This window comes from Lysinibacillus sp. G4S2, from assembly GCF_030348505.1.
Classification (GTDB): Bacteria; Bacillota; Bacilli; order Bacillales_A; family Planococcaceae; genus Lysinibacillus.
This window is the reverse complement of the sequence record NZ_JAUCFJ010000002.1, coordinates 5,293,033-5,314,021: the sequence shown is the minus strand read 5'-3', so window position 1 is coordinate 5,314,021 and position 20,989 is coordinate 5,293,033. Positions and strand designations below refer to the sequence as shown.

33 protein-coding genes and 1 pseudogene are annotated in these 20,989 nt (G+C 39.3%); all 34 read left to right on the top strand.

Annotated features, from left to right (window positions below):
- The 34 genes and pseudogenes from tuf to rpsK all read left to right on the top strand — a co-directional run bounded on the left by tuf (position 1) and on the right by rpsK (position 20,891).
- Positions 1–1,188 (top strand): elongation factor Tu, encoded by a 1,188-nt coding sequence (gene tuf, locus QUF91_RS27140; RefSeq protein WP_285396421.1) that lies wholly within the window; start codon positions 1–3, stop codon positions 1,186–1,188.
- A gap of 417 nt (positions 1,189–1,605) precedes the next feature.
- On the top strand, positions 1,606–2,289 hold the full coding sequence (locus QUF91_RS27135; protein ID WP_285396452.1) for a response regulator transcription factor: 684 nt from the start codon (positions 1,606–1,608) through the stop codon (positions 2,287–2,289).
- A gap of 6 nt (positions 2,290–2,295) precedes the next feature.
- Positions 2,296–3,312 carry a sensor histidine kinase gene (locus tag QUF91_RS27130; RefSeq protein WP_289419941.1) on the top strand — a complete coding sequence of 339 codons (1,017 nt, stop codon included), beginning with the start codon at positions 2,296–2,298 and terminating at the stop codon, positions 3,310–3,312.
- A gap of 96 nt (positions 3,313–3,408) precedes the next feature.
- A complete protein-coding gene (locus tag QUF91_RS27125; protein ID WP_285396420.1) occupies positions 3,409–4,170 on the top strand; it encodes an ABC transporter ATP-binding protein in 762 nt (253 codons plus the stop codon).
- Positions 4,160–6,130: an FtsX-like permease family protein gene (locus QUF91_RS27120; RefSeq protein WP_289419940.1), complete on the top strand. Its 1,971-nt coding sequence runs from the start codon at positions 4,160–4,162 to the stop codon at positions 6,128–6,130. The genes QUF91_RS27125 and QUF91_RS27120 overlap by 11 nt, the downstream gene beginning before the upstream one ends.
- A 176-nt stretch (positions 6,131–6,306) precedes the next feature.
- On the top strand, positions 6,307–7,623 hold the full coding sequence (locus tag QUF91_RS27115) for a Na+/H+ antiporter family protein (protein ID WP_289419939.1): 1,317 nt from the start codon (positions 6,307–6,309) through the stop codon (positions 7,621–7,623).
- A 476-nt stretch (positions 7,624–8,099) separates the two neighbouring features.
- A complete protein-coding gene (gene rpsJ / locus QUF91_RS27110; RefSeq protein ID WP_004233624.1) occupies positions 8,100–8,408 on the top strand; it encodes a 30S ribosomal protein S10 in 309 nt (102 codons plus the stop codon).
- 45 nt (positions 8,409–8,453) lie between these two features.
- Positions 8,454–9,083 carry a 50S ribosomal protein L3 gene (gene rplC, locus QUF91_RS27105; protein WP_068986544.1) on the top strand — a complete coding sequence of 210 codons (630 nt, stop codon included), beginning with the start codon at positions 8,454–8,456 and terminating at the stop codon, positions 9,081–9,083.
- Positions 9,084–9,109: 26 nt separating this feature from the next.
- Positions 9,110–9,733, top strand: coding sequence for a 50S ribosomal protein L4 (gene rplD, locus QUF91_RS27100; protein WP_012296062.1), 624 nt, complete (start codon positions 9,110–9,112; stop codon positions 9,731–9,733).
- On the top strand, positions 9,733–10,017 hold the full coding sequence (gene rplW / locus QUF91_RS27095) for a 50S ribosomal protein L23 (protein ID WP_285396417.1): 285 nt from the start codon (positions 9,733–9,735) through the stop codon (positions 10,015–10,017). Before rplD ends, rplW begins: the two co-directional genes overlap by 1 nt.
- A 48-nt stretch (positions 10,018–10,065) precedes the next feature.
- Positions 10,066–10,896: a 50S ribosomal protein L2 gene (rplB, locus tag QUF91_RS27090; RefSeq protein ID WP_068986542.1), complete on the top strand. Its 831-nt coding sequence runs from the start codon at positions 10,066–10,068 to the stop codon at positions 10,894–10,896.
- 60 nt (positions 10,897–10,956) lie between these two features.
- Positions 10,957–11,235, top strand: a complete 279-nt coding sequence (gene rpsS, locus QUF91_RS27085; RefSeq protein WP_008181911.1) for a 30S ribosomal protein S19 — start codon at positions 10,957–10,959, stop codon at positions 11,233–11,235.
- A 22-nt stretch (positions 11,236–11,257) separates the two neighbouring features.
- Positions 11,258–11,602, top strand: coding sequence for a 50S ribosomal protein L22 (rplV, locus tag QUF91_RS27080; protein WP_004233639.1), 345 nt, complete (start codon positions 11,258–11,260; stop codon positions 11,600–11,602).
- 3 nt (positions 11,603–11,605) lie between these two features.
- Complete coding sequence (rpsC, locus tag QUF91_RS27075; RefSeq protein WP_025116438.1) at positions 11,606–12,259, top strand: 30S ribosomal protein S3; 654 nt, start codon at positions 11,606–11,608, stop codon at positions 12,257–12,259.
- A 1-nt stretch (position 12,260) separates the two neighbouring features.
- Entirely contained in the window at positions 12,261–12,695 is a 435-nt protein-coding gene (rplP, locus tag QUF91_RS27070; RefSeq protein WP_054767906.1) for a 50S ribosomal protein L16, read from the top strand.
- On the top strand, positions 12,685–12,885 hold the full coding sequence (gene rpmC, locus QUF91_RS27065) for a 50S ribosomal protein L29 (RefSeq protein ID WP_004233646.1): 201 nt from the start codon (positions 12,685–12,687) through the stop codon (positions 12,883–12,885). The genes rplP and rpmC overlap by 11 nt, the downstream gene beginning before the upstream one ends.
- Positions 12,886–12,903: 18 nt before the next feature.
- A complete protein-coding gene (gene rpsQ, locus QUF91_RS27060; protein ID WP_285396414.1) occupies positions 12,904–13,167 on the top strand; it encodes a 30S ribosomal protein S17 in 264 nt (87 codons plus the stop codon).
- Between the two features lie 43 nt (positions 13,168–13,210).
- The gene (gene rplN, locus QUF91_RS27055; RefSeq protein WP_004233650.1) at positions 13,211–13,579 is read left to right on the top strand and encodes a 50S ribosomal protein L14; all 369 of its coding nucleotides are present in this window, start codon (positions 13,211–13,213) and stop codon (positions 13,577–13,579) included.
- A 35-nt stretch (positions 13,580–13,614) separates the two neighbouring features.
- Positions 13,615–13,923, top strand: a complete 309-nt coding sequence (rplX, locus tag QUF91_RS27050) for a 50S ribosomal protein L24 (protein WP_053482809.1) — start codon at positions 13,615–13,617, stop codon at positions 13,921–13,923.
- 28 nt (positions 13,924–13,951) lie between these two features.
- Positions 13,952–14,491: a 50S ribosomal protein L5 gene (gene rplE, locus QUF91_RS27045; protein ID WP_079562362.1), complete on the top strand. Its 540-nt coding sequence runs from the start codon at positions 13,952–13,954 to the stop codon at positions 14,489–14,491.
- Between the two features lie 21 nt (positions 14,492–14,512).
- Complete coding sequence (locus QUF91_RS27040; RefSeq protein WP_004233656.1) at positions 14,513–14,698, top strand: type Z 30S ribosomal protein S14; 186 nt, start codon at positions 14,513–14,515, stop codon at positions 14,696–14,698.
- A gap of 29 nt (positions 14,699–14,727) precedes the next feature.
- Positions 14,728–15,126 (top strand): 30S ribosomal protein S8, encoded by a 399-nt coding sequence (gene rpsH / locus QUF91_RS27035; protein ID WP_008181717.1) that lies wholly within the window; start codon positions 14,728–14,730, stop codon positions 15,124–15,126.
- Positions 15,127–15,156: 30 nt separating this feature from the next.
- Complete coding sequence (rplF, locus tag QUF91_RS27030) at positions 15,157–15,696, top strand: 50S ribosomal protein L6 (RefSeq protein WP_249075421.1); 540 nt, start codon at positions 15,157–15,159, stop codon at positions 15,694–15,696.
- A gap of 32 nt (positions 15,697–15,728) precedes the next feature.
- Positions 15,729–16,088, top strand: coding sequence for a 50S ribosomal protein L18 (gene rplR / locus QUF91_RS27025; protein ID WP_083227117.1), 360 nt, complete (start codon positions 15,729–15,731; stop codon positions 16,086–16,088).
- Between the two features lie 21 nt (positions 16,089–16,109).
- A complete protein-coding gene (gene rpsE / locus QUF91_RS27020; protein WP_068986538.1) occupies positions 16,110–16,613 on the top strand; it encodes a 30S ribosomal protein S5 in 504 nt (167 codons plus the stop codon).
- A 13-nt stretch (positions 16,614–16,626) separates the two neighbouring features.
- Complete coding sequence (rpmD, locus tag QUF91_RS27015) at positions 16,627–16,809, top strand: 50S ribosomal protein L30 (RefSeq protein ID WP_049662869.1); 183 nt, start codon at positions 16,627–16,629, stop codon at positions 16,807–16,809.
- 34 nt (positions 16,810–16,843) lie between these two features.
- Positions 16,844–17,284: a 50S ribosomal protein L15 gene (gene rplO / locus QUF91_RS27010; protein ID WP_079562360.1), complete on the top strand. Its 441-nt coding sequence runs from the start codon at positions 16,844–16,846 to the stop codon at positions 17,282–17,284.
- Entirely contained in the window at positions 17,284–18,579 is a 1,296-nt protein-coding gene (gene secY / locus QUF91_RS27005) for a preprotein translocase subunit SecY (protein WP_289419938.1), read from the top strand. Before rplO ends, secY begins: the two co-directional genes overlap by 1 nt.
- Positions 18,580–18,649: 70 nt before the next feature.
- Positions 18,650–19,303, top strand: coding sequence for an adenylate kinase (locus QUF91_RS27000; RefSeq protein ID WP_285396406.1), 654 nt, complete (start codon positions 18,650–18,652; stop codon positions 19,301–19,303).
- A 249-nt stretch (positions 19,304–19,552) separates the two neighbouring features.
- Positions 19,553–19,630 (top strand): annotated as a pseudogene (locus QUF91_RS26995) (type I methionyl aminopeptidase); the annotation flags it as partial.
- An 86-nt stretch (positions 19,631–19,716) separates the two neighbouring features.
- Positions 19,717–19,935 carry a translation initiation factor IF-1 gene (gene infA, locus QUF91_RS26990; RefSeq protein WP_004233690.1) on the top strand — a complete coding sequence of 73 codons (219 nt, stop codon included), beginning with the start codon at positions 19,717–19,719 and terminating at the stop codon, positions 19,933–19,935.
- A gap of 37 nt (positions 19,936–19,972) precedes the next feature.
- Positions 19,973–20,086, top strand: coding sequence for a 50S ribosomal protein L36 (gene rpmJ, locus QUF91_RS26985; RefSeq protein ID WP_000868344.1), 114 nt, complete (start codon positions 19,973–19,975; stop codon positions 20,084–20,086).
- A gap of 24 nt (positions 20,087–20,110) precedes the next feature.
- Positions 20,111–20,476 (top strand): 30S ribosomal protein S13, encoded by a 366-nt coding sequence (rpsM, locus tag QUF91_RS26980; protein ID WP_285396401.1) that lies wholly within the window; start codon positions 20,111–20,113, stop codon positions 20,474–20,476.
- Positions 20,477–20,501: 25 nt separating this feature from the next.
- Positions 20,502–20,891, top strand: coding sequence for a 30S ribosomal protein S11 (gene rpsK / locus QUF91_RS26975; protein WP_036151912.1), 390 nt, complete (start codon positions 20,502–20,504; stop codon positions 20,889–20,891).
- Positions 20,892–20,989 lie beyond the last annotated feature (98 nt).

The following is a 20,989-nucleotide window of genomic DNA, read 5'->3' as shown; positions in this document are numbered from 1 at the left end:
ATGGCTAAAGAAAAATTTGACCGTTCAAAAACGCATGCTAACATTGGTACAATCGGACACGTTGACCATGGTAAAACTACATTAACTGCTGCAATCGCTACAGTTCTTTCTAAAAAAATGGGTGGTACAGCTAAATCTTACGCTGACATCGATAACGCTCCAGAAGAAAAAGAGCGTGGTATCACAATCAATACTTCTCACGTAGAATACGAAACAGCTACTCGTCACTATGCACACGTTGACTGCCCAGGACACGCTGACTATGTTAAAAACATGATCACTGGTGCTGCACAAATGGACGGCGGTATCTTAGTAGTATCTGCTGCTGATGGCCCAATGCCACAAACTCGTGAACACATCCTTTTATCTCGTCAAGTAGGTGTTCCATACTTAGTAGTATTCATGAACAAATGTGATATGGTTGACGACGAAGAATTATTAGAATTAGTAGAAATGGAAATCCGTGACCTACTATCTGAATATGACTTCCCAGGTGACGATCTTCCTGTAATCAAAGGTTCTGCTCTTAAAGCTCTTGAAGGCGAAGCAGAATGGGAAGAAAAAATCGTTGAATTAATGGACGCTGTAGATGCTTACATCCCAACTCCAGAACGTCAAACTGACAAACCATTCATGATGCCAGTTGAGGACGTATTCTCAATCACTGGTCGTGGTACAGTTGCAACTGGCCGTGTTGAACGTGGTCAAGTTAAAGTTGGTGACGTAGTTGATATCATCGGTATCGCTGAAGAAGCTAAATCTACAACTGTAACTGGTGTAGAAATGTTCCGTAAATTATTAGACTATGCTGAAGCTGGTGACAACATCGGTGCTTTACTTCGTGGTGTAGCTCGTGAAGAAATCCAACGTGGTCAAGTATTAGCTAAACCAGGCTCAATCACTCCACACACTAACTTCAAAGCTGAAGTTTACGTTTTATCAAAAGAAGAGGGTGGCCGTCATACTCCATTCTTCTCTAACTACCGTCCTCAGTTCTACTTCCGTACAACTGACGTAACAGGTATCTGTAACTTACCAGAAGGTGTTGAAATGGTAATGCCTGGTGATAACATCGAAATGACAGTAGAACTTATCGCTCCAATCGCTCTTGAAGAAGGTACTAAATTCTCTATCCGTGAGGGTGGCCGTACTGTAGGCGCTGGCGTAGTTGCTTCTATCCAAAAATAATTTTAGCGCAAGCTAATTTTTCAAAACCAATCTGTAGGGACGCTTACAGATTGGTTTTTTATGTTAAAATAAATAAAGAACATTGGATAATCTTATTTAAATTAGATTATTTTATGTATACATAATAGGTGAAATACCAAAAAAAGCAGAAATAACTCAACGCGCTAAATGTAAGAATAAAATTTTTCTATACGATGCAGCTGGAAATGAAAGTGAGTGCCAGAGATTAAAATTTTTGGCTCATCACCATAAGTTGTGGATGACATTTGTTGGAACGTATGCTAAATATGCTGATTGAAGTGGAGAATGGACGCCCCTAGGAAAGCGCCCAGTCGGAACGGAAATCAATCCCACGTTATGGTGTGAAACTATTTAATACATATAAACATTTCATGGAAGGAGAATTTGCAAATGGAGATGAAAATATTGCTGATAGAAGATGATCCATCAATTTTTGAAATGATTCAGACGCGTTTTGCACAATGGACTCTTCAAGTTGTTGGTCCGAAAGATTTCCAAAAGGTGATGGATGATTTTATTGAGGAAAAGCCACAGCTTGTATTGATTGACATTCAGCTACCAGCCTATGATGGCTTTCATTGGTGTCGTGAAATTCGGCATATTTCAAAGGTGCCAATTCTCTTTCTATCGTCACGGGACCATCCAATGGATATGGTGATGGCAATGCAAATGGGCGCTGATGATTTCATACAGAAACCCTTCAATATGGACGTACTACTTGCAAAGGTACAGGCCATCTTACGTCGTACATATGATTATGTAGAAGAGTCGATGGATGTCACACGTTTTAACGGTGCAGTTATTGACTATGCACGAAGTGAAATTATGTTTGAAGGACAGCTTGTTTCCTTAACTAAAAATGAGCTTTTTATTTTACGTATTTTAGTGGAGAAGTCTAATCAAATTGTTTCTAGAGATGATTTAATGAGAAAGTTATGGGACGATGAGCGTTTTGTTAATGATAATACCTTATCTGTAAACGTAAATAGATTACGTGCAAAGCTTGAGGATATTGGTTTACAGGATGTTATTTTAACAAAAAAGGGACTTGGTTATATGGCAGTAACGCAGGGGACGTGAGTGAAAATGCTACTTTTATTTTTAAAAGAACGCCTTGCATGGATAGGCTTTTTTGTATTTACAATTGTTATTCTTAACGTTTTATTTACTTTAGATGCTGGGTTAATTGGAGTTTCAATTGGATACGTGAATGTTTGTTTGCTTGTTAGTTTTATAGCTTTTCTTATTTGGCGATATGTAGTTGAAGTAGGGCAGTTAAAGGATTTCCTAGGAAATGTAGACAGCCAACTTGATGACGCACACAGTAGAAACTTAACGTTATCACCTTTTCAAGCTACATATTTTACAAAGATTGAAGATGTCTTTATCGATAAGGATACGGAGTTAAATCAAGCAAAAGTACAGTTACAGGAGTATACAGATGAGCTTTTGGCCTGGGTTCATGAAGTAAAAGCACCATTAACTTCAATTAATTTAATGTTAGATCATATAGAAGATTTGACATTACGTCGTAAATTAGAAGCTGAGTGGTTAAGGCTACATTTATTGGTTGATCAGCAGCTACATCAAACACGTTTTTCTTCGATTGAAAAAGATAATTATATGGCAGTCATCGAGCTAAGAACGGTTGTCTATAAGGAAATAAGAGCTATGCAAGCATGGTGTATTGAAAAAGGTATCGGTTTTGATGTTGATGAGTTAACGGAGACAGTGATGTCGGATGGTAAATGGCTAGCTTTTATCGTTCGACAAATTTTATCCAATGCGATTAAATATAGTCCTGCAAATTCGGAAGTGTTGATATTTACGGAGGTAGATCCGATGGGCGCAACTTTATTACATATAAAAGATGCAGGTATTGGTATTAGTAAGGAGGATTTGCCTCGAATTTTTCAAAAGTCGTATACTGGAACAGCTGGAAGGGAATCGGCACAGTCAACAGGCATGGGTTTGTATTTAGCGCATAATGTAGCTCAGAAGATAGGTGTTCGTATTAGTGTACAATCAATTGTAGATGAAGGCTCAATATTTACCTTACGTTTTCCGTTACAAAATGAATATGTCAAACTAACAGGTAGATGACGAAATTGTCACCTACCTTTTTATATTGTCATGTAAAACGCACGAATTGACGAAGGAGACAGGGTACACTTGATATAAAGAAAGGGGCGTTTACAAGTGGCAGTTTTAATTGGTCGTAAAGTAAAAAAAGTATATGGAAAAAAATCAACAGCTCAAGAGGTTTTAAAGGGCATTGATTTAGAAGTGAATAAAGGTGAATTTGTCGGCATTATGGGACCATCAGGCTCAGGAAAAACAACACTTTTAAACGTTTTGTGTTCAATTGACTTTGCAACAGAAGGTGTCATTGAAATAAATGGTCAAAACCTACGTGGTATGAAGGAGAAGGCGCTGGCTAATTTCCGCCGTGAGCAATTAGGATTCGTATTCCAAGATTATAATTTATTAGATACGTTAACAGTAAAAGAAAATATTCTATTACCATTAGCTATTGGAAAGTTACCAAAGGCTGTTGCGGAGAGTCGTTTAAATGAACTTACACACTTATTAGGTATTACCGATATTTTAAATAAATACCCAAACGAAATATCAGGTGGCCAAAAGCAACGTACATCGGCAGCTCGTGCACTTATTACAAATCCATCGCTTGTATTTGCTGATGAGCCTACAGGCGCACTTGATTCAAAATCGGCTACTGCACTTTTAAAAAACCTACAAAGTATTAATGAGACAAAAAAAGCAACGATTATGATGGTTACGCATGATGCTGTGGCAGCAAGCTTTTGTACACGCGTATTATTTTTAAAGGACGGACTCATTTATAGTGAGCTATATAAAGGGGATAAAACGAGACAGGCATTTTTCCAAGAGATCATGCATACGCAAAGTGTGCTAGGTGGTGACGGTTATGAGTCTTAGTAAACTCGTGTTACGTAGCATGAAGAAAAATATGAAGCACTATTATTTATATTTCTTCGCACTTATTTTTAGTGTTACTTTATATTTTTCCTTTGTGACATTGCAAAATAACCCTGAAGTGCTAGCTACTGTACAGAAGAGCGGTACAGCCACAGCAGGCTTTGAAGCAGCAACATATATGTTGTACTTTATTATTTTGTTTTTCGTACTATATGCAAACCATTTATTTATGAAGCGTCGCAGTAAGGAAATAGGTTTGTATCAGCTGATAGGGATGACAAAGGGGCTTATCGTACGCTTATTGGCGGTAGAAAGTATCCTATTATTTATAGGCGCGGTCGTTTTAGGTATGCTTGCAGGGTTCTTTAGCTCACGCTTATTTGCAATGATCTTACTGCGCTTACTAGAAAAAGAGGCACTTGTGACAATGACATTTAGTACAGAGGCATTACAGCAGTCTATCGTAGTATTTGCCATTCTACTAGTAATTGTACTTGTGCAAATGGCTTGGATGATTTATCGCGTATCATTACTATCATTATTCAGTGCTGCAAAGCAAGCCGATGAGCGTGTAAAACGTTTCAGCCCATTACAAATGGCTATTGGTTTTTTGGGACTTGTACTAATTGCATATGGTTACTATGCATCAACTAAGCTCTTCAATATTAACTCTAATGGTGATTTAGTACTTAACATGATTATTATTTTAGCAACTACCATTGGCGGAACATTCCTTGTTTTCCGTTTCTCTGTCGCATTTATAATGAATTCAATTCGTCTAAAGAAAAATGGACATTTAACTGTCCGTGATGTATTGGCATTAACACCAATTATGCACCGTATGAAAAGTAATGCGAAATCCTTAACGCTCATAACGGTTTTAACGGGTGTTTCACTTGGTGTTACAACTTTAGCATATATAGCGTATTATTCATCAGAAGCATCGGCATATAGCCAAGTACCTGGTGATTATGTTTATCTTGAAGATAATGGTCAGGAGTTTTTAAAGAAGTTAGAGGAAAATAATATTGTTTTTGATAAAAAAGATTATCGGTTACAGAGTGTTTCAGCTCCACTTTCACAGTTATTATCTGAAGACCCACAAAATACAGGTAATCCATTTGCCAGTATGGTAGGAACCGTGTATACGACTCCGCTTTCAGATTATCAACAAATTGTTCCTGAAGCTTTTGTTTCGGGTAAAGATGTAATTATAACAAACTATGGTGGCTATATGGCAGAGATGTTTCCGCTTGAAAAGGAGCGTGATATAGTTGTCACTACAGGAAGTCCAGAGGCATATAAGGAGGAAACATTTCATGTTAAGGAAGTTCGACATGAAAGTATTATAAGTGGTACTGTGACTTCTGGACCTGGGGGGCCAATTTTCGTAGTTCCGGATGCATTGTTTGAAAAATTAGCTGTTCATGCAAATTATTCTCAATGGCATAAACAAACATCTATTAATCTAAAGGATAAAAGTGATTTAGCTCTAGCGGAGAAATTATATATACAAACAGGTGCAGGAGTAATAAATAACTATACACTACTGTCCTATGAAGAAGAACGTAAGGAGAATATCGAAACATTAGGAATAACGATATTTACAACAGCATTTTTAGGCTTAGCATTTTTAATGACAACAGGTAGTATTTTATACTTTAAACAAATGTCTGAGGCTGAAGAGGAGCGAGCTTCTTATACGATATTAAGAAAGATTGGCTTCGCTGAAAAAGATATTATGAAAGGTATATATATGAAACAAGCCTTTAACTTCGGTGTTCCATTAATAATAGGGCTACTCCATAGTTATTTCGCTGTTAAGTCAGGATGGTTTTTATTCGGCTCAGAATTAACCGTACCATTATGGATTGCTATGAGCTGCTATATAGCGTTATATGCTATCTTCGCTGTACTTTCTATTGGATATTATAAAAAAGTCATTCGCGAATCATTATAACAGTTAAATAGGAAGGACTTAAAAAACAGTGTGATGATTTAAAAGTCATACTGTTTTTTTATGTTGTGTGAATCAGGGAATTTTTCGTAGGGATATAAAAACATCTTGACTTTCAATTATCAGACCATTAAAGTTTAATCTGTTAGTAATCTAGTGTGCGAAAGTGAAGTGTCGAAATGAACGCAGTAATTGTGGCAGTAGCTGTCATGTTAATATTAAGCTTGCTCCGTATCAATGTTGTACTTTCTCTAGTATTGGGGGCCTTTGTAGGGGGCTTAACAAGCGGCATGGGTATTGAAGCAACTGTACAATCATTTACGGAAGGATTAGGAGCAGGCGCAACGATTGCTTTAAGTTATGGCTTACTTGGGGGTTTTGCTATTGCCATTTCAAAAACAGGAATCCCAGAATTAATGATTGCAGGTATTTTAAAGATATTAAATAAAAACGGTGAAAGTAATCGAAAAGGTTTAGTAAAGGTTTTAATCTTCTTACTGATCTTTATGATGTCTATTTTCTCACAAAACTTAATTCCAATTCATATAGCCTTTATTCCATTACTAATTCCTCCAATCTTAAAGGTTTTAAATATGCTAGAGGTTGACCGACGATTTATTGCAACATTAATTGCTGTCGGTTTAATAGGAACATATAGTTTCGTCCCTGCTGGCTTCGGAGCTATTTTCCAAGATATCGTTTCTACACAAGTATCTGAAGCTGGTATGGAGGTATCTTCACGTGATGTACCAGTAGCGATGGCTATACCCGTTCTAGGGATGCTGATTGGATTATGTGTAGCATTTTTCGTTTATCGAAAACCTCGACAATATGAAAATAATGATGTTGAAACAGAGTCTTTAAATGTTAATGTCAGTAAGTTTGTTATTGTTTCAACGGCGGCGGCTTTAATTGTATCTTTAGTTGCACAAATTTATACTGATTCGATGATTGTTGGTGCTTTTACAGGGATTATGATTATGTATTTTACAGGCTCGCTTAATTGGAAAGAGGCAGATGAAGTTCTTTCTGAGGGAATGAAAATGATGGCCTTTATTGGTTTTGTTATGATCGCTGCAAATGGGTTTGCATCGGTTATTAATGCCACAGGTGATGTAGATAGCTTAATTACTAACTCATTAGCAATTCTTCAAGGGAATAAGAGTCTAGCTGTATTTATTATGTTGGTTATTGGTTTAATCGTAACGATGGGGATCGGTTCATCGTTCGCAACAGTACCTATTATTGCGACCTTATTCGTACCTCTTGCACAAGGATTAGGATTGAGTCCTTTGGCGATTATTTGTCTGATAGGTACAGCGGGGGCTTTAGGCGATGCAGGCTCTCCTGCTTCAGACTCTACGCTTGGACCAACTGCAGGTTTAAATGTAGATGGACAGCATAATCACATTTGGGATACATGTGTGCCAACGTTCTTATTCATTAACATCCCACTTATTATTTTTGGTTGGATTGCATGTGTATTCTTCTTATAAAGATATAGAAAGAGCGGTTTCTAATATTAGAGACTGCTTTTTTTGTTAAAGAAACGATAGATTATTAATTAAGGCATAAACTAAGGACGTAATTTTCATCGAGGATAAAGCGCTACATCCTCGAAGTGAGATCATCGACGATTTAGCAAACTCGTTCTTGGATCGACTAATTGTTTGAAATGTTCGAAAACGTTGATATCACAGCCTTAAGTGTTGCAATGTGCATAGAAATTTTATATACTAATAAACGGCTTAGATAAGCGAGAAATATAAAGTAGTATGAATACCTGCAACATTTAAAAGAATTTAGCGAAAAGACTTGCTTATTCTTTTTTTATTGTATATAATGTTGAATGTTGGTCTTTGACTGCGATGAAGCGAGAGGTTGCCGACACACCCGGCCGCTTTGCCATGGCGGTGTGTTGGAAAATTTTCGTGGAGAATGTCTAGAAAATAGGCGAGAAGGAGGGAAAATAATGGCAAAACAAAAGATTCGTATTCGTTTAAAAGCGTATGATCACCGTATTTTAGATCAGTCTGCTGAGAAAATTGTGGAAACTGCAAAACGTTCAGGTGCAAGTGTATCAGGTCCGATTCCACTTCCAACTGAGAAGTCTGTGTACACAATTCTTCGTGCCGTTCACAAGTATAAAGATTCTCGTGAACAATTCGAAATGCGTACGCATAAACGTCTGATCGATATCGTTAACCCAACACCACAAACTGTTGATGCGTTAATGAAACTTGATTTACCATCTGGCGTTGATATCGAAATCAAACTTTAATGGTAAAAAAATATAACTTTTTAAAACTTACAGGAGGTGTGACAAATGGCTAAAGGAATCTTAGGTAGAAAAATTGGTATGACACAAGTTTTCGCTGAAAACGGCGATTTAATCCCGGTAACAGTTATCGAAGCTACTCCAAACGTAGTTCTTCAAAAGAAAACTGTTGATACAGACGGCTACGAAGCTATCCAAGTTGGTTTTGAAGACAAGCGCGTTAAGCTTTCTAACAAACCAGAGCAAGGTCACGTAGCAAAAGCGAACACTGCTCCTAAGCGCTTCATTCGTGAATTCCGCAACGTGAACGTGGGAGAATACGAAGTTGGTCAAGAAGTCAAAGTAGAAATTTTCGCAGAAGGCGATGTAATTGATGTAACAGGTGTTACTAAAGGTAAAGGTTTCCAAGGTGTAATTAAACGCCATGGTCAATCTCGTGGTCCTATGGCCCACGGTTCTCGTTACCACCGTCGTCCTGGTTCAATGGGTCCAGTTGCTCCGAACCGCGTATTCAAACAAAAGAAATTACCTGGTCAAATGGGTGGCACTGTAGTTACAATCCAAAACTTAGAAATCGTGAAAGTTGATGCGGAACGTAACTTACTACTTGTTAAAGGTAATGTTCCTGGTTCTAAAAAAGCTCTAGTTACAGTTAAAACTGCAATTAAAGCTAAGTAATCACCTAAGGAAAGGAGGAAACAGGAATGACAAAAGTATCTGTACTTAGTCAAACAGGTGCTTCAGTTGGTGAAATCGAATTAAACGATGCGATTTTTGGAATCGAGCCAAATGAAGCAGTATTATTCGACGCTGTAGTAGCACAACGCGCTTCTCTTCGTCAAGGTAATCACAAGGTTAAAAACCGTTCTGAAGTTGCTGGTGGTGGTCGTAAACCATGGCGTCAAAAAGGAACTGGTCGTGCTCGTCAAGGTTCTATCCGTTCTCCACAATGGCGCGGCGGTGGTATCGTATTCGGTCCAACTCCACGTAGCTACTCTTACAAATTACCTAAAAAAGTTCGTCGCTTAGCTCTTAAATCTGCTTTATCAGCTAAAGTGGTAGAACAAAACTTCTTAGTTCTTGATGCTCTTACACTAGCAGCACCAAAAACAAAAGAATTCACAAAAATCCTTAAAGATCTTTCTTTAGAGAAAAAATCTTTATTCGTTACTGCTGACCTAGATGAAAACGTAGCATTATCTGCTCGTAACATCCCTGGTGTAACAGTTTTAACTGCAAACGGAATCAACGTTCTTGATCTATTAGGTCACGAAAAAGTTGTATTCACTAAGTCTGCAGTAGAAAAAGTTGAGGAGGTGCTTGGATAATGGAAGCACGTGATATTTTAAAACGTCCGGTCATTACTGAGCGTTCTTCAGAACTTATGGCAGAGAAAAAGTATACTTTCGAAGTAGACACTCGCGCTAACAAAACTCAAGTAAAAGACGCTGTAGAAGAAATCTTTGGTGTACAAGTTGAGAAAGTAAACGTTCTTAACTACAAAGGTAAATTCAAACGCGTTGGCCGTTACGGTGGTTACACTAACAAACGTCGTAAAGCGATTGTTAAATTAACTGCTGATAGCAAAGAAATTGAATTATTCGAAATGTAATCCTTAAGGGATTTATGATTTGAACACTTAAGAAGGAGGGAAAACACAATGGCGATTAAAAAGTATAAACCTACCTCTAATGGTCGTCGTAACATGACGTCATTAGACTTTGCGGAAATTACAACTAACAAGCCTGAGAAATCATTGCTTGAACCTACTAAACGCAAAGCTGGTCGTAACAACCAAGGTAAAATCACTGTTCGTCATCATGGTGGTGGTCATAAGAAGCAATACCGTGTTATCGATTTCAAACGTGTTAAAGATGGCATTCCGGCAAAAGTTGCTACTATTGAATATGATCCAAACCGTTCTGCGAATATCGCATTAATTAATTACGCTGATGGAGCAAAAGCTTACATCTTAGCACCAAAAGGTCTAGAGGTTGGTCAAACAATCGTATCTGGTCCAGATGCTGATATTAAAGCAGGTAATGCATTACCATTAGCAAACATTCCAATGGGTACTACAATCCATAACATCGAGTTAAAACCTGGTAAAGGTGGACAATTAGTACGTTCTGCTGGTACTTCTGCGCAAGTACTTGGTCGTGAAGATAAGTACGTAATCGTTCGTCTTCAATCTGGTGAAGTACGTTTAGTTTTAGCTACTTGCCGTGCTACAATCGGTCAAGTTGGTAACGAACAACACGAACTTGTAAACATCGGTAAAGCAGGTCGTAGCCGTTGGTTAGGTAAACGCCCAGTAGTTCGTGGTTCTGTAATGAACCCTAACGATCACCCACACGGTGGTGGTGAAGGACGTTCTCCAATCGGACGTAAATCACCAATGACTCCTTGGGGTAAACCAGCACTTGGTTACAAAACTCGCAAGAAGAAAAACAAATCGGATAAATTCATTATCCGTAGTCGTAAAAAATAAAGTGGTTAAACTACGGTTCTATGTGAGAGCCGTGGTGGAATCACGGAGGGAGGTTCCTACATGGGCCGCAGCTTGAAAAAAGGACCTTTTGTTGATGACCATTTAATGAAAAAAGTGGAAGTGCAAGAGGCTTCTGAGAAAAAACAAGTTATTAAAACTTGGTCACGCCGTTCTACAATCTTCCCGAACTTCATCGGATTAACGATTGCAGTATATGATGGACGTAAACATGTTCCTGTATACGTAACAGAAGATATGGTAGGCCACAAACTTGGTGAGTTCGCACCTACACGTACTTACAAAGGTCACGGTGCAGACGACAAGAAAACAAGACGCTAATTTTGAGAGGAGGTAAATCCTAATGACACAAGCTAAAGCTATCGCTCGCACAGTACGCATTGCCCCTCGTAAAGTACGTCTAGTTGTAGACTTAATCCGAGGTAAGCAAGTTGGTGAGGCAGTTGCAATTTTACGTCATACTCCAAAAGCGGCGTCTCCAGTCGTTGAAAAAGTATTAAAATCTGCAGTTGCTAACGCTGAGCACAACTACGATCTTGACATCAACTCTTTAGTAGTTTCTGAAGTATTCGTTGATGAAGGTCCAACATTAAAACGTTTCCGTCCACGTGCACAAGGACGTGCAAGCGCAATTAACAAACGCACAAGCCACATCACTCTAGTGGTATCTGAGAAGAAGGAGGGTTAATCCGTGGGTCAAAAAGTACATCCAATAGGACTGCGCGTTGGTATTATTCGTGACTGGGAGTCAAAATGGTACGCTGAAAAAGACTATGCAACTCTACTTCACGAAGACATCAAAGTGCGTAAATATATTGAAACGGCTCTTAAAGACGCTTCTGTTTCTAAAGTAGAAATCGAACGTGCTGCAAACCGTGTAAACATCACAATTCACACTGCGAAACCAGGTATGGTAATCGGTAAAGGTGGTACTGAAGTTGAAAATCTTCGTAAATACCTTAGCGAGTTAACTGGTAAACGTGTACACATCAATATTATCGAAATTAAACGTGCTGATCTTGACGCTCGTCTAGTAGCTGAAAACATCGCTCGTCAATTAGAAAACCGTGTATCATTCCGTCGTGCGCAAAAGCAAGCGATCCAACGCACAATTCGTGCTGGTGCAAAAGGAATTAAAACACAAGTATCTGGTCGTTTAGGTGGCGCTGATATCGCGCGTGCTGAACACTATAGTGAAGGAACTGTTCCACTTCATACTCTACGTGCTGACATCGACTATGCACACGCAGAAGCTGACACTACTTACGGTAAATTAGGCGTTAAAGTATGGATCTACCGTGGTGAAGTTCTTCCTACGAAGAAATCTGTGGAAGGAGGCAAATAATATGTTATTGCCTAAACGCGTAAAATACCGTCGTGAACACCGCGGAAACATGCGTGGCGAAGCGAAAGGCGGCAAAGAAGTATCTTTCGGCGAATGGGGCTTACAAGCTCAAACAGCTAGCTGGATTACTAACCGTCAAATCGAATCTGCCCGTATCGCGATGACTCGTTACATGAAACGTGGCGGTAAAGTTTGGATTAAAATCTTCCCGCACAAGCCTTACACTAAAAAACCTCTAGAAGTCCGCATGGGTTCTGGTAAAGGTTCTCCTGAAGGCTGGGTAGCAGTAGTAAAACCAGGAAAAGTAATGTTCGAAATCGCTGGTGTATCTGAAGAGGTAGCACGTGAAGCACTTCGTTTAGCATCACATAAGCTTCCTGTTAAATGTAAGATCGTAAAACGTCAAGAAACTGGTGGTGAATCTAATGAAAGCTAATGAAATCCGTGACCTTGCCACTTCTGAAATCGAATTAAAAGTGAAATCACTGAAAGAAGAGCTTTTCAACCTTCGCTTCCAATTGGCGACTGGTCAATTAGAAAACACAGCTCGTATTCGTGAAGTGCGTAAAGCAATCGCGCGTATGAAAACTGTTATTCGTGAAAGAGAAATCAGTGCAAATAACTGATAAAGGAGGTTTTCAAGTATGACTGAGCGTAATCAACGCAAAGTTTACACGGGCCGCGTTGTTTCAGATAAAATGGACAAAACTATAACTGTTTTAGTTGAAACTCATAAAAAGCACAAGCTTTATGGTAAACGTGTAAAATACTCTAAAAAGTTTAAAACTCATGATGAGTTAAACACAGCGAAAATCGGTGATATCGTACGTATCATGGAAACTCGCCCGCTATCAGCTACTAAACGATTCCGTCTAGTTGAAGTTGTAGAAAAAGCGGTTATTATTTAATAACTATTTCGGAACAACCAATTTCCGAAGGGAGGTAACCTAAGTGATCCAACAAGAAAGTCGTATGAAAGTTGCTGACAACTCAGGTGCACGCGAAGTTCTTACAATTAAGGTGCTTGGTGGCTCTGGCCGTAAAACTGCTAACATCGGTGATATCGTTGTTTGTACAGTTAAGAAAGCAACACCAGGTGGCGTTGTCAAGAAGGGTGACGTTGTTAAAGCTGTTATCGTTCGTACTAAATCAGGCGTACGTCGTAAAGACGGTACGTACATCAAATTTGATGAAAATGCTTGTGTAATTATTCGTGATGATAAATCACCACGCGGAACTCGTATTTTCGGACCTGTTGCACGTGAATTACGTGACAGCAACTTCATGAAAATCGTTTCTCTAGCTCCAGAAGTTCTTTAATTTCATGATAGTGCCAATCAAGGAGGTGCGACAGCATGCATGTAAAAAAAGGTGACAAGGTTAAGGTAATCACTGGTAAGGACAAAGGCAAAGAAGGCGTAATCCTTGCTGCTTACCCTAAACAAGATCGCGTTCTTGTTGAAGGTGTGAACATCGTGAAAAAACACGTAAAACCTAACCAATTGAATCCACAAGGTGGAATTGTTAGCCAAGAAGCTGCAATTCACGTTTCGAACGTAATGCTAATCGATCCTAAATCTGGCGAGCCGACTCGTGTAGGTTATAAAATCGAAAACGGTAAAAAAGTTCGTGTTGCAAAAAAATCAGGTGCAGTAATCGACTAACTAGTATAAAAAGAAGGGAGGTACACACATGAGCCGCCTAAAAGAAAAATATTTAAATGAAGTTTCAACTGCTCTTATGAGCAAATTTGGATATAAATCAGTTATGCAATTGCCGAAAGTTGACAAAATCGTTATCAACATGGGTGTTGGTGATGCAGTTCAAAACTCAAAAGCATTAGATGCAGCTGTAGAAGAATTAACAATTATCACTGGTCAAAAACCAGTTGTAACTAAAGCGAAAAAATCGATCGCAGGTTTCCGTCTACGTGAAGGTATGCCTATCGGTGCTAAAGTTACATTACGCGGTGAGCGTATGTATGAATTCTTGGACAAATTAATCTCAATTTCACTACCTCGTGTACGTGACTTCCGTGGTGTTTCTAAAAAAGCATTCGATGGTCGCGGTAACTACACTTTAGGTGTTAAAGAGCAATTAATTTTCCCAGAAATCGATTACGATAAAGTTTCAAAAGTACGCGGTATGGACATCGTGATCGTAACGACAGCGAACTCTGACGAAGAAGCTCGCGAGTTATTGACACAATTCGGTATGCCGTTCCAAAAGTAATTAAACAAGGAGGGCGAAAACGTGGCTAAAAAATCTATGATCGTTAAACAACAACGTAAGCAAAAGTTTAAAGTGCAAGAATATACACGTTGTGAACGCTGTGGTCGTCCACACTCTGTGTATCGCAAATTCAAACTTTGCCGTATTTGTTTCCGAGAACTTGCATATAAGGGACAAATTCCTGGCGTGAAAAAAGCCAGCTGGTAATCCCCTAATTTGGGAAGGAGGTAAATGTAATGACAATGACTGATCCGATTGCAGATATGCTTACTCGCATTCGTAATGCGAACATGGTTCGTCACGAGAAGTTAGAAGTACCAGCTTCCAACGTGAAAAAAGAAATCGCTGAAATTTTAAAGCGCGAAGGTTTCGTACGTGACGTAGAATACGTAGAAGACAACAAGCAAGGTATTATCCGTATCTTCTTAAAATACGGTAAAGATAACGAGCGTGTTATCACTGGCTTAAAACGTATTTCTAAACCTGGTCTACGAGTATATGCTAAAACAAATGAAGTGCCTAAAGTACTGAACGGTCTTGGTATCGCTTTAGTGTCAACTTCACAAGGTCTATTAACAGATAAAGAAGCTCGCGCTAAACAAGTTGGCGGCGAAGTTCTAGCATACGTTTGGTAATTAGCAATAAATGAATGGAGGTGCAACTAAATGTCTCGTGTAGGTAAAAAAATTATCGAGGTACCAGCTAACGTAACTGTTACTGTTGCAGCTGACAACACTGTTACTGTTAAAGGTCCTAAAGGCGAACTTGTTCGTTCTTTCCACCAAGATATGAAAATTGAGCAAGAAGGAAATGTGATTTCTGTATCTCGTCCTTCTGACTCAAAAGAACACCGCACAAACCACGGTACAACTCGTGCGCTTTTAGCGAACATGGTTACTGGTGTTTCTGTAGGTTTCGAAAAATCATTAGAACTAATCGGTGTCGGTTACCGTGCGCAATTACAAGGTAAAAAACTTGTTCTTAACGTAGGTTACTCTCACCCAGTTGAGTTCACACCTGAAGATGGTCTAGAAGTAGAAGTTCCTTCTAACACTAAAATCATCGTTAAAGGTATTAGCAAAGAACGCGTTGGCGCTCTTGCATCTAACATCCGTGACGTTCGTCCACCAGAGCCGTACAAAGGTAAAGGGATCCGTTACGAAGGCGAATACGTTCGTCGTAAAGAAGGTAAAACAGGTAAATAATGCTGCCTAAGCATTAGAAAGGAGTGACCCTTGTGATTACGAAACAAGATAAAAATCAGGTTCGTAAAAAACGTCATGCACGTGTACGTTCTAAAATTTCGGGTACTGCTGAGCGTCCACGCTTAAACGTATTCCGTTCTAACAAGAACATTTACGCGCAACTTATCGATGACGTAGCAGGCGTAACACTTGTTAGCGCATCTTCTCAAGAAAATGGTTTTGAAGGTGCTGGTAGCAATGTTGATGCTGCAACTAAAGTCGGTGAAACAATCGCAAAACGCGCTACGGAAAAAAATATTACTGCTGTAGTATTTGACCGTGGTGGTTACTTATATCATGGACGCGTAAAAGCTTTAGCTGAAGCTGCACGTGAGAATGGTTTAGAATTTTAATAAGAAGGAGGGACACATTTCATGAGTCGAATTGACGCAAACAAACTTGGAGAACTTGAAGAACGCGTAGTTACTATTAACCGTGTTGCTAAAGTTGTTAAAGGTGGACGTCGCTTCCGCTTCACAGCATTAGTTGTTGTTGGCGATAAAAACGGACATGTAGGTTTCGGTACTGGTAAAGCTCAAGAAGTGCCAGACGCTATCCGCAAAGCTGTTGAAGATGCGAAGAAAAACTTAATCGAAGTGCCACGCGTAGGTGGAACAACTCCACACTTAGTGCAAGGTCGCTTTGGTGCAGGAGAAATCCTAATTAAACCTGCTGCTCCTGGTACAGGGGTTATCGCTGGTGGTCCAGTACGTGCCGTACTAGAACTTGCTGGTATTACTGATATTCTTTCAAAATCACTTGGATCTAACACACCAATTAACATGGTGCGTGCAACTATTCAAGGTTTAACTGAATTAAAACGCGTAGAGGACGTAGCTAAATTACGTGGTAAATCAGTGGAAGAAATATTAGGATAAGGGGGGAAAGATAATGGCTAACAAATTAGAAATCACCCTTACAAAATCTGTGATTGGTTCTAAACCAGCACAACGCAAAACTATTGAAGCACTAGGTTTACGTAAATTAAACCAAACTGTTGAGAAAGCTGATAATGCAGCTACTCGCGGTATGATTGATGTAGTAGCTCACTTAGTTACTGTAAAAGAAAACTAATTTTTAATTAACGAACAAGGAGGTGCCATCCAATATGAAACTTCATGAGTTAAAACCAGCAGAAGGTTCCCGTAAAGTACGTAACCGCGTAGGTCGCGGTATCGGTTCTGGTAACGGTAAAACTGCAGGTAGAGGTCATAAAGGTCAAAACTCTCGTTCTGGCGGCGGTGTACGCCCAGGATTCGAAGGTGGTCAAAACCCTTTATTCCGTCGTTTACCGAAACGCGGCTTTACTAACATTAACCGTAAAGAGTACGCGATCGTTAATCTTGACACATTAAACCGTTTTGAAGATGGTGCAGAAGTAACAACTGCATTATTACTTGAATCAGGTTTAGTGAGCAATGAAAAAGCTGGAATTAAAGTTCTTGGAAACGGAACTCTTAACAAAAAGCTTACAGTAAAAGCTCATAAATTCTCAGCTTCGGCTAAAGAAGCAATTGAAAATGCCGGCGGAACTACTGAGGTGATTTAATGTTTCAGACAATCTCTAACTTTATGCGTGTTCGAGATATACGAAATAAAATCATTTTCACTCTTTTAATGTTAATCGTTTTCCGTATTGGTACGTTTGTACCAGTACCGAACGTTGACGCTAATGTATTAAAGGCAACTGATGAGTACAACCTCGTTGGTTTCCTAAATACTTTTGGCGGTGGTGCTTTAAAGAACTTCTCCATCTTTGCGATGGGGATTATGCCTTACATCACTGCTTCAATCATTGTTCAGTTATTGCAAATGGACGTAGTACCGAAATTTGCTGAGTGGGCAAAGCAAGGTGAAGTCGGAAGACGTAAACTTGCACAATTTACTCGTTACTTTACAATAGTTCTTGCTTTTATCCAATCATTTGCGATGTCATTTGGCTTTAATAAAATGTATGGTGGATCTTTGATTAAAGAAGAAGGAATTGTAACTTACGTTACGATTTCCATTGTATTAACAGCGGGTACAGCATTCCTAGTATGGCTTGCTGAACAAATTACTGCGCATGGTGTTGGGAATGGTATTTCTGTTATAATTTTCGGAGGTATCGTTGCGGCATTACCGACAAGTGCCAACCAAATTTATGCACAGCAAATCGAAGGTGCTGGTGATAAACTATTTATCAACCTAGTGATCCTTGGATTACTTGTTTTAGTTATGCTTGCAGTTGTTGTTGGGGTTATCTATGTGCAACAAGCACTACGTAAAATTCCAATTCAATATGCAAAACGCGTTACTGGACGTAACCAACAAACTGGTGGTCAACAAACGCATTTACCGTTAAAAGTGAATGCTGCAGGGGTTATTCCGGTAATCTTTGCATCAGCGTTTATTACGGTACCCCGTATGTTAGTTCCGTTATTTGGTGAGAATGATGTAACAATATTCATTGGAAGCATGTTTGATAATACAAAACCTGTTGGAATGATTATTTACGTTGCATTGATCGTCGCGTTCACATATTTCTATGCATTCGTACAAGTGAATCCGGAAAATGTGGCAGATAACTTGAAAAAGCAAGGTGCTTACATTCCAGGTATTCGTCCTGGTGAAAGCACACAAACGTATTTAACAAGCGTGTTATATCGTCTAACATTTGTCGGTGCGATTTTCTTAACTGTTATTTCTGTAATGCCGGTTATATTCGTAAAATTTATGAATCTACCTGCTTCAGTGCAGATCGGTGGTACTAGTATAATTATCGTGGTCGGCGTAGCGCTAGAAACGATGAAACAGCTAGAATCTCAACTTGTTAAACGTCACTACAAAGGCTTTATGAAATAATGTTGGTTTTTAGGGAACGTTCCATCGTTTCCTGAAATCAGCAAACCTTTTGTGGGAGGAATATTTCCGTATGAATATCATTTTAATGGGTCTGCCAGGTGCTGGTAAAGGTACACAGGCAGATAAAATTGTTGAGAAGTACGCGATTCCTCATATTTCTACAGGCGATATGTTCCGTGCTGCTATGAAAGAGGGCACAGAACTAGGCTTACAGGCTAAATCGTTTATTGATCAAGGTGCACTAGTACCTGATGAAGTAACGATTGGTATTGTTCGTGAGCGACTTGCTAAACCTGATTGTGAAAAGGGCTTCTTATTAGATGGATTCCCACGTACTGTTCCTCAAGCTGAAGCTTTAGACAGCATTCTTGCTAATCTTGGCAAAGCTATTGAACATACTATTAACATCCAAGTTGAAAAAGATGAGTTAGTAGCTCGTCTATCAGGTCGTCGTATTTGTAAAACTTGTGGCACATCTTATCATCTAATTTTCAATCCTCCAGCTGAGGAAGGAAAATGTGATAAAGATGGCGGCGAGCTTTATACACGTGCGGATGATAATCCTGAAACGGTTGCGAACCGTCTGGAAGTAAATATGAAACAAGCACAACCTTTACTTGACTACTATGAAGTAAAGAATGTGTTAACAAATATAGATGGACAGCAAGATATTAATAAAGTGTTTGCTGATCTTGATGCTCTATTACAGGGCAGCCGCAGCTGATACCCGGCTCCGGGCGCAGAATACTGCTTCCGCGGGAGGCATGCGGGAGCAACAACGAAACATAATTTTTTTGAGAGTTGCAAAAGCATATTGTGCCCGGTATATATTTCTTTTAAAAAGTGCAACATTACTTTTGAAAGAGTATAATGGGTTTCGTGGAAGCATCTGTGTAACGGGTATGAATATCTCATCAAAGACATTCCGGTATTCGTGTAAACATGGGAGATTCAGTGCCCTTACTGGTTCTGTATATTCCGTGGATTGTGTGAAGCGAAACCAGACGAGCGTCTTTCAAACATCTCTCATACAATCCAAACATATGTTGAAACGAGGTTGCTTCTATGGTTGCAGCAGATATCCGTTTGATGTAACGATGAGAACTTTAATTTGCATATAGAGAGGAGACAGAGTAGATGGCGAAAGATGATGTAATTGAAGTCGAAGGGACAGTTGTTGAGACTTTGCCAAACGCGATGTTTAAGGTAGAATTAGAAAATGGACATGTGATTCTAGCACACGTTTCTGGTAAGATTCGTATGCACTTTATCCGTATTCTACCTGGAGATAAGGTTACTATCGAGTTATCTCCTTATGATTTAACTCGCGGTCGTATCACATACCGTTTTAAATAATCTTTTGCGCTCCGGACTACTAAGGAGGTTAGGTTAGATGAAAGTGAGACCATCTGTGAAACCGATCTGCGAAAAATGTAAAGTAATTCGCCGACGCGGTAAAGTAATGGTAATCTGTGAAAATCCTAAACACAAACAAAAACAAGGTTAATTCTAAAGGAGGTGCACAACGTACATGGCACGTATTGCTGGTGTTGATATTCCTCGCGAAAAACGCGTGGTAATTTCATTAACTTACATTTACGGTATTGGTAAAACTACAGCTCAGAAAGTATTAGCTGACGCAGGTATTTCAGAAGAAACACGCGTACGCGACTTAACTGAAGATGAGTTAAACAAAATCCGTGAACAATTAGATTCATACAAACTTGAAGGTGACTTACGTCGCGAAACTTCATTAAATATCAAACGTCTGATGGAAATCGGTTCATTCCGTGGTATCCGTCACCGTCGTGGTTTACCTGTTCGTGGTCAAAATACGAAAAACAATGCGCGTACGCGTAAAGGTCCTCGTAAAACTGTAGCGAACAAGAAAAAATAATAAGTAAAGGAGGTTCCTTCTTAACATGGCTCGTAAACAACAAACTCGTAAACGTCGTGTGAAAAAGAATATCGAATCTGGTATCGCACACATTCGTTCTACATTTAACAATACAATCGTAACGATTACAGATATGCAAGGTAACGCTGTATCTTGGTCAAGTGCTGGTGCTCTTGGTTTCCGTGGTTCACGTAAATCTACACCATTCGCTGCTCAAATGGCTGCAGAAACTGCTGCTAAAGCATCCCTTGAACATGGTCTGAAAACGTTGGAAGTAACTGTTAAAGGTCCTGGTGCAGGTCGTGAAGCTGCAATTCGTGCACTTCAAGCTGCTGGTTTAGAAGTAACTGCTATTAAAGACGTTACTCCAGTTCCTCATAATGGTTGCCGTCCGCCAAAACGTCGTCGCGTGTAATGGGTGCGTCTCATATTGTATGAGAACATCATTTTTTGTACAGACTGTCTTGTGCAGATAATTAACGATACGTCATTGACGATCGAATCTATGATGGA

Excerpts from the sequence above, each read along its gene's own strand:
- QUF91_RS27130 (WP_289419941.1), top strand. The coding sequence starts at position 2,296 with ATGCTACTTTTATTTTTAAAAGAACGCCTTGCATGGATAGGCTTTTTT.
- rpmD (WP_049662869.1), top strand. The coding sequence starts at position 16,627 with ATGGCTAACAAATTAGAAATCACCCTTACAAAATCTGTGATTGGTTCT.
- rplW (WP_285396417.1), top strand. The coding sequence starts at position 9,733 with ATGGAAGCACGTGATATTTTAAAACGTCCGGTCATTACTGAGCGTTCT.
- rpsM (WP_285396401.1), top strand. The coding sequence starts at position 20,111 with ATGGCACGTATTGCTGGTGTTGATATTCCTCGCGAAAAACGCGTGGTA.
- rpsQ (WP_285396414.1), top strand. The coding sequence starts at position 12,904 with ATGACTGAGCGTAATCAACGCAAAGTTTACACGGGCCGCGTTGTTTCA.
- QUF91_RS27120 (WP_289419940.1), top strand. The coding sequence starts at position 4,160 with ATGAGTCTTAGTAAACTCGTGTTACGTAGCATGAAGAAAAATATGAAG.
- secY (WP_289419938.1), top strand. The coding sequence starts at position 17,284 with ATGTTTCAGACAATCTCTAACTTTATGCGTGTTCGAGATATACGAAAT.
- rplF (WP_249075421.1), top strand. The coding sequence starts at position 15,157 with ATGTCTCGTGTAGGTAAAAAAATTATCGAGGTACCAGCTAACGTAACT.
- rpsS (WP_008181911.1), top strand. The coding sequence starts at position 10,957 with ATGGGCCGCAGCTTGAAAAAAGGACCTTTTGTTGATGACCATTTAATG.
- rplC (WP_068986544.1), top strand. The coding sequence starts at position 8,454 with ATGGCTAAAGGAATCTTAGGTAGAAAAATTGGTATGACACAAGTTTTC.
- rpsJ (WP_004233624.1), top strand. The coding sequence starts at position 8,100 with ATGGCAAAACAAAAGATTCGTATTCGTTTAAAAGCGTATGATCACCGT.
- rplE (WP_079562362.1), top strand. The coding sequence starts at position 13,952 with ATGAGCCGCCTAAAAGAAAAATATTTAAATGAAGTTTCAACTGCTCTT.
- rpsK (WP_036151912.1), top strand. The coding sequence starts at position 20,502 with ATGGCTCGTAAACAACAAACTCGTAAACGTCGTGTGAAAAAGAATATC.
- rplB (WP_068986542.1), top strand. The coding sequence starts at position 10,066 with ATGGCGATTAAAAAGTATAAACCTACCTCTAATGGTCGTCGTAACATG.
- rpmJ (WP_000868344.1), top strand. The coding sequence starts at position 19,973 with ATGAAAGTGAGACCATCTGTGAAACCGATCTGCGAAAAATGTAAAGTA.
- rplD (WP_012296062.1), top strand. The coding sequence starts at position 9,110 with ATGACAAAAGTATCTGTACTTAGTCAAACAGGTGCTTCAGTTGGTGAA.
- rplP (WP_054767906.1), top strand. The coding sequence starts at position 12,261 with ATGTTATTGCCTAAACGCGTAAAATACCGTCGTGAACACCGCGGAAAC.
- tuf (WP_285396421.1), top strand. The coding sequence starts at position 1 with ATGGCTAAAGAAAAATTTGACCGTTCAAAAACGCATGCTAACATTGGT.
- rplV (WP_004233639.1), top strand. The coding sequence starts at position 11,258 with ATGACACAAGCTAAAGCTATCGCTCGCACAGTACGCATTGCCCCTCGT.
- QUF91_RS27000 (WP_285396406.1), top strand. The coding sequence starts at position 18,650 with ATGAATATCATTTTAATGGGTCTGCCAGGTGCTGGTAAAGGTACACAG.
- rplO (WP_079562360.1), top strand. The coding sequence starts at position 16,844 with ATGAAACTTCATGAGTTAAAACCAGCAGAAGGTTCCCGTAAAGTACGT.
- infA (WP_004233690.1), top strand. The coding sequence starts at position 19,717 with ATGGCGAAAGATGATGTAATTGAAGTCGAAGGGACAGTTGTTGAGACT.
- rplX (WP_053482809.1), top strand. The coding sequence starts at position 13,615 with ATGCATGTAAAAAAAGGTGACAAGGTTAAGGTAATCACTGGTAAGGAC.
- rpsH (WP_008181717.1), top strand. The coding sequence starts at position 14,728 with ATGACAATGACTGATCCGATTGCAGATATGCTTACTCGCATTCGTAAT.
- rpsE (WP_068986538.1), top strand. The coding sequence starts at position 16,110 with ATGAGTCGAATTGACGCAAACAAACTTGGAGAACTTGAAGAACGCGTA.
- QUF91_RS27115 (WP_289419939.1), top strand. The coding sequence starts at position 6,307 with ATGAACGCAGTAATTGTGGCAGTAGCTGTCATGTTAATATTAAGCTTG.
- rpmC (WP_004233646.1), top strand. The coding sequence starts at position 12,685 with ATGAAAGCTAATGAAATCCGTGACCTTGCCACTTCTGAAATCGAATTA.
- QUF91_RS27135 (WP_285396452.1), top strand. The coding sequence starts at position 1,606 with ATGAAAATATTGCTGATAGAAGATGATCCATCAATTTTTGAAATGATT.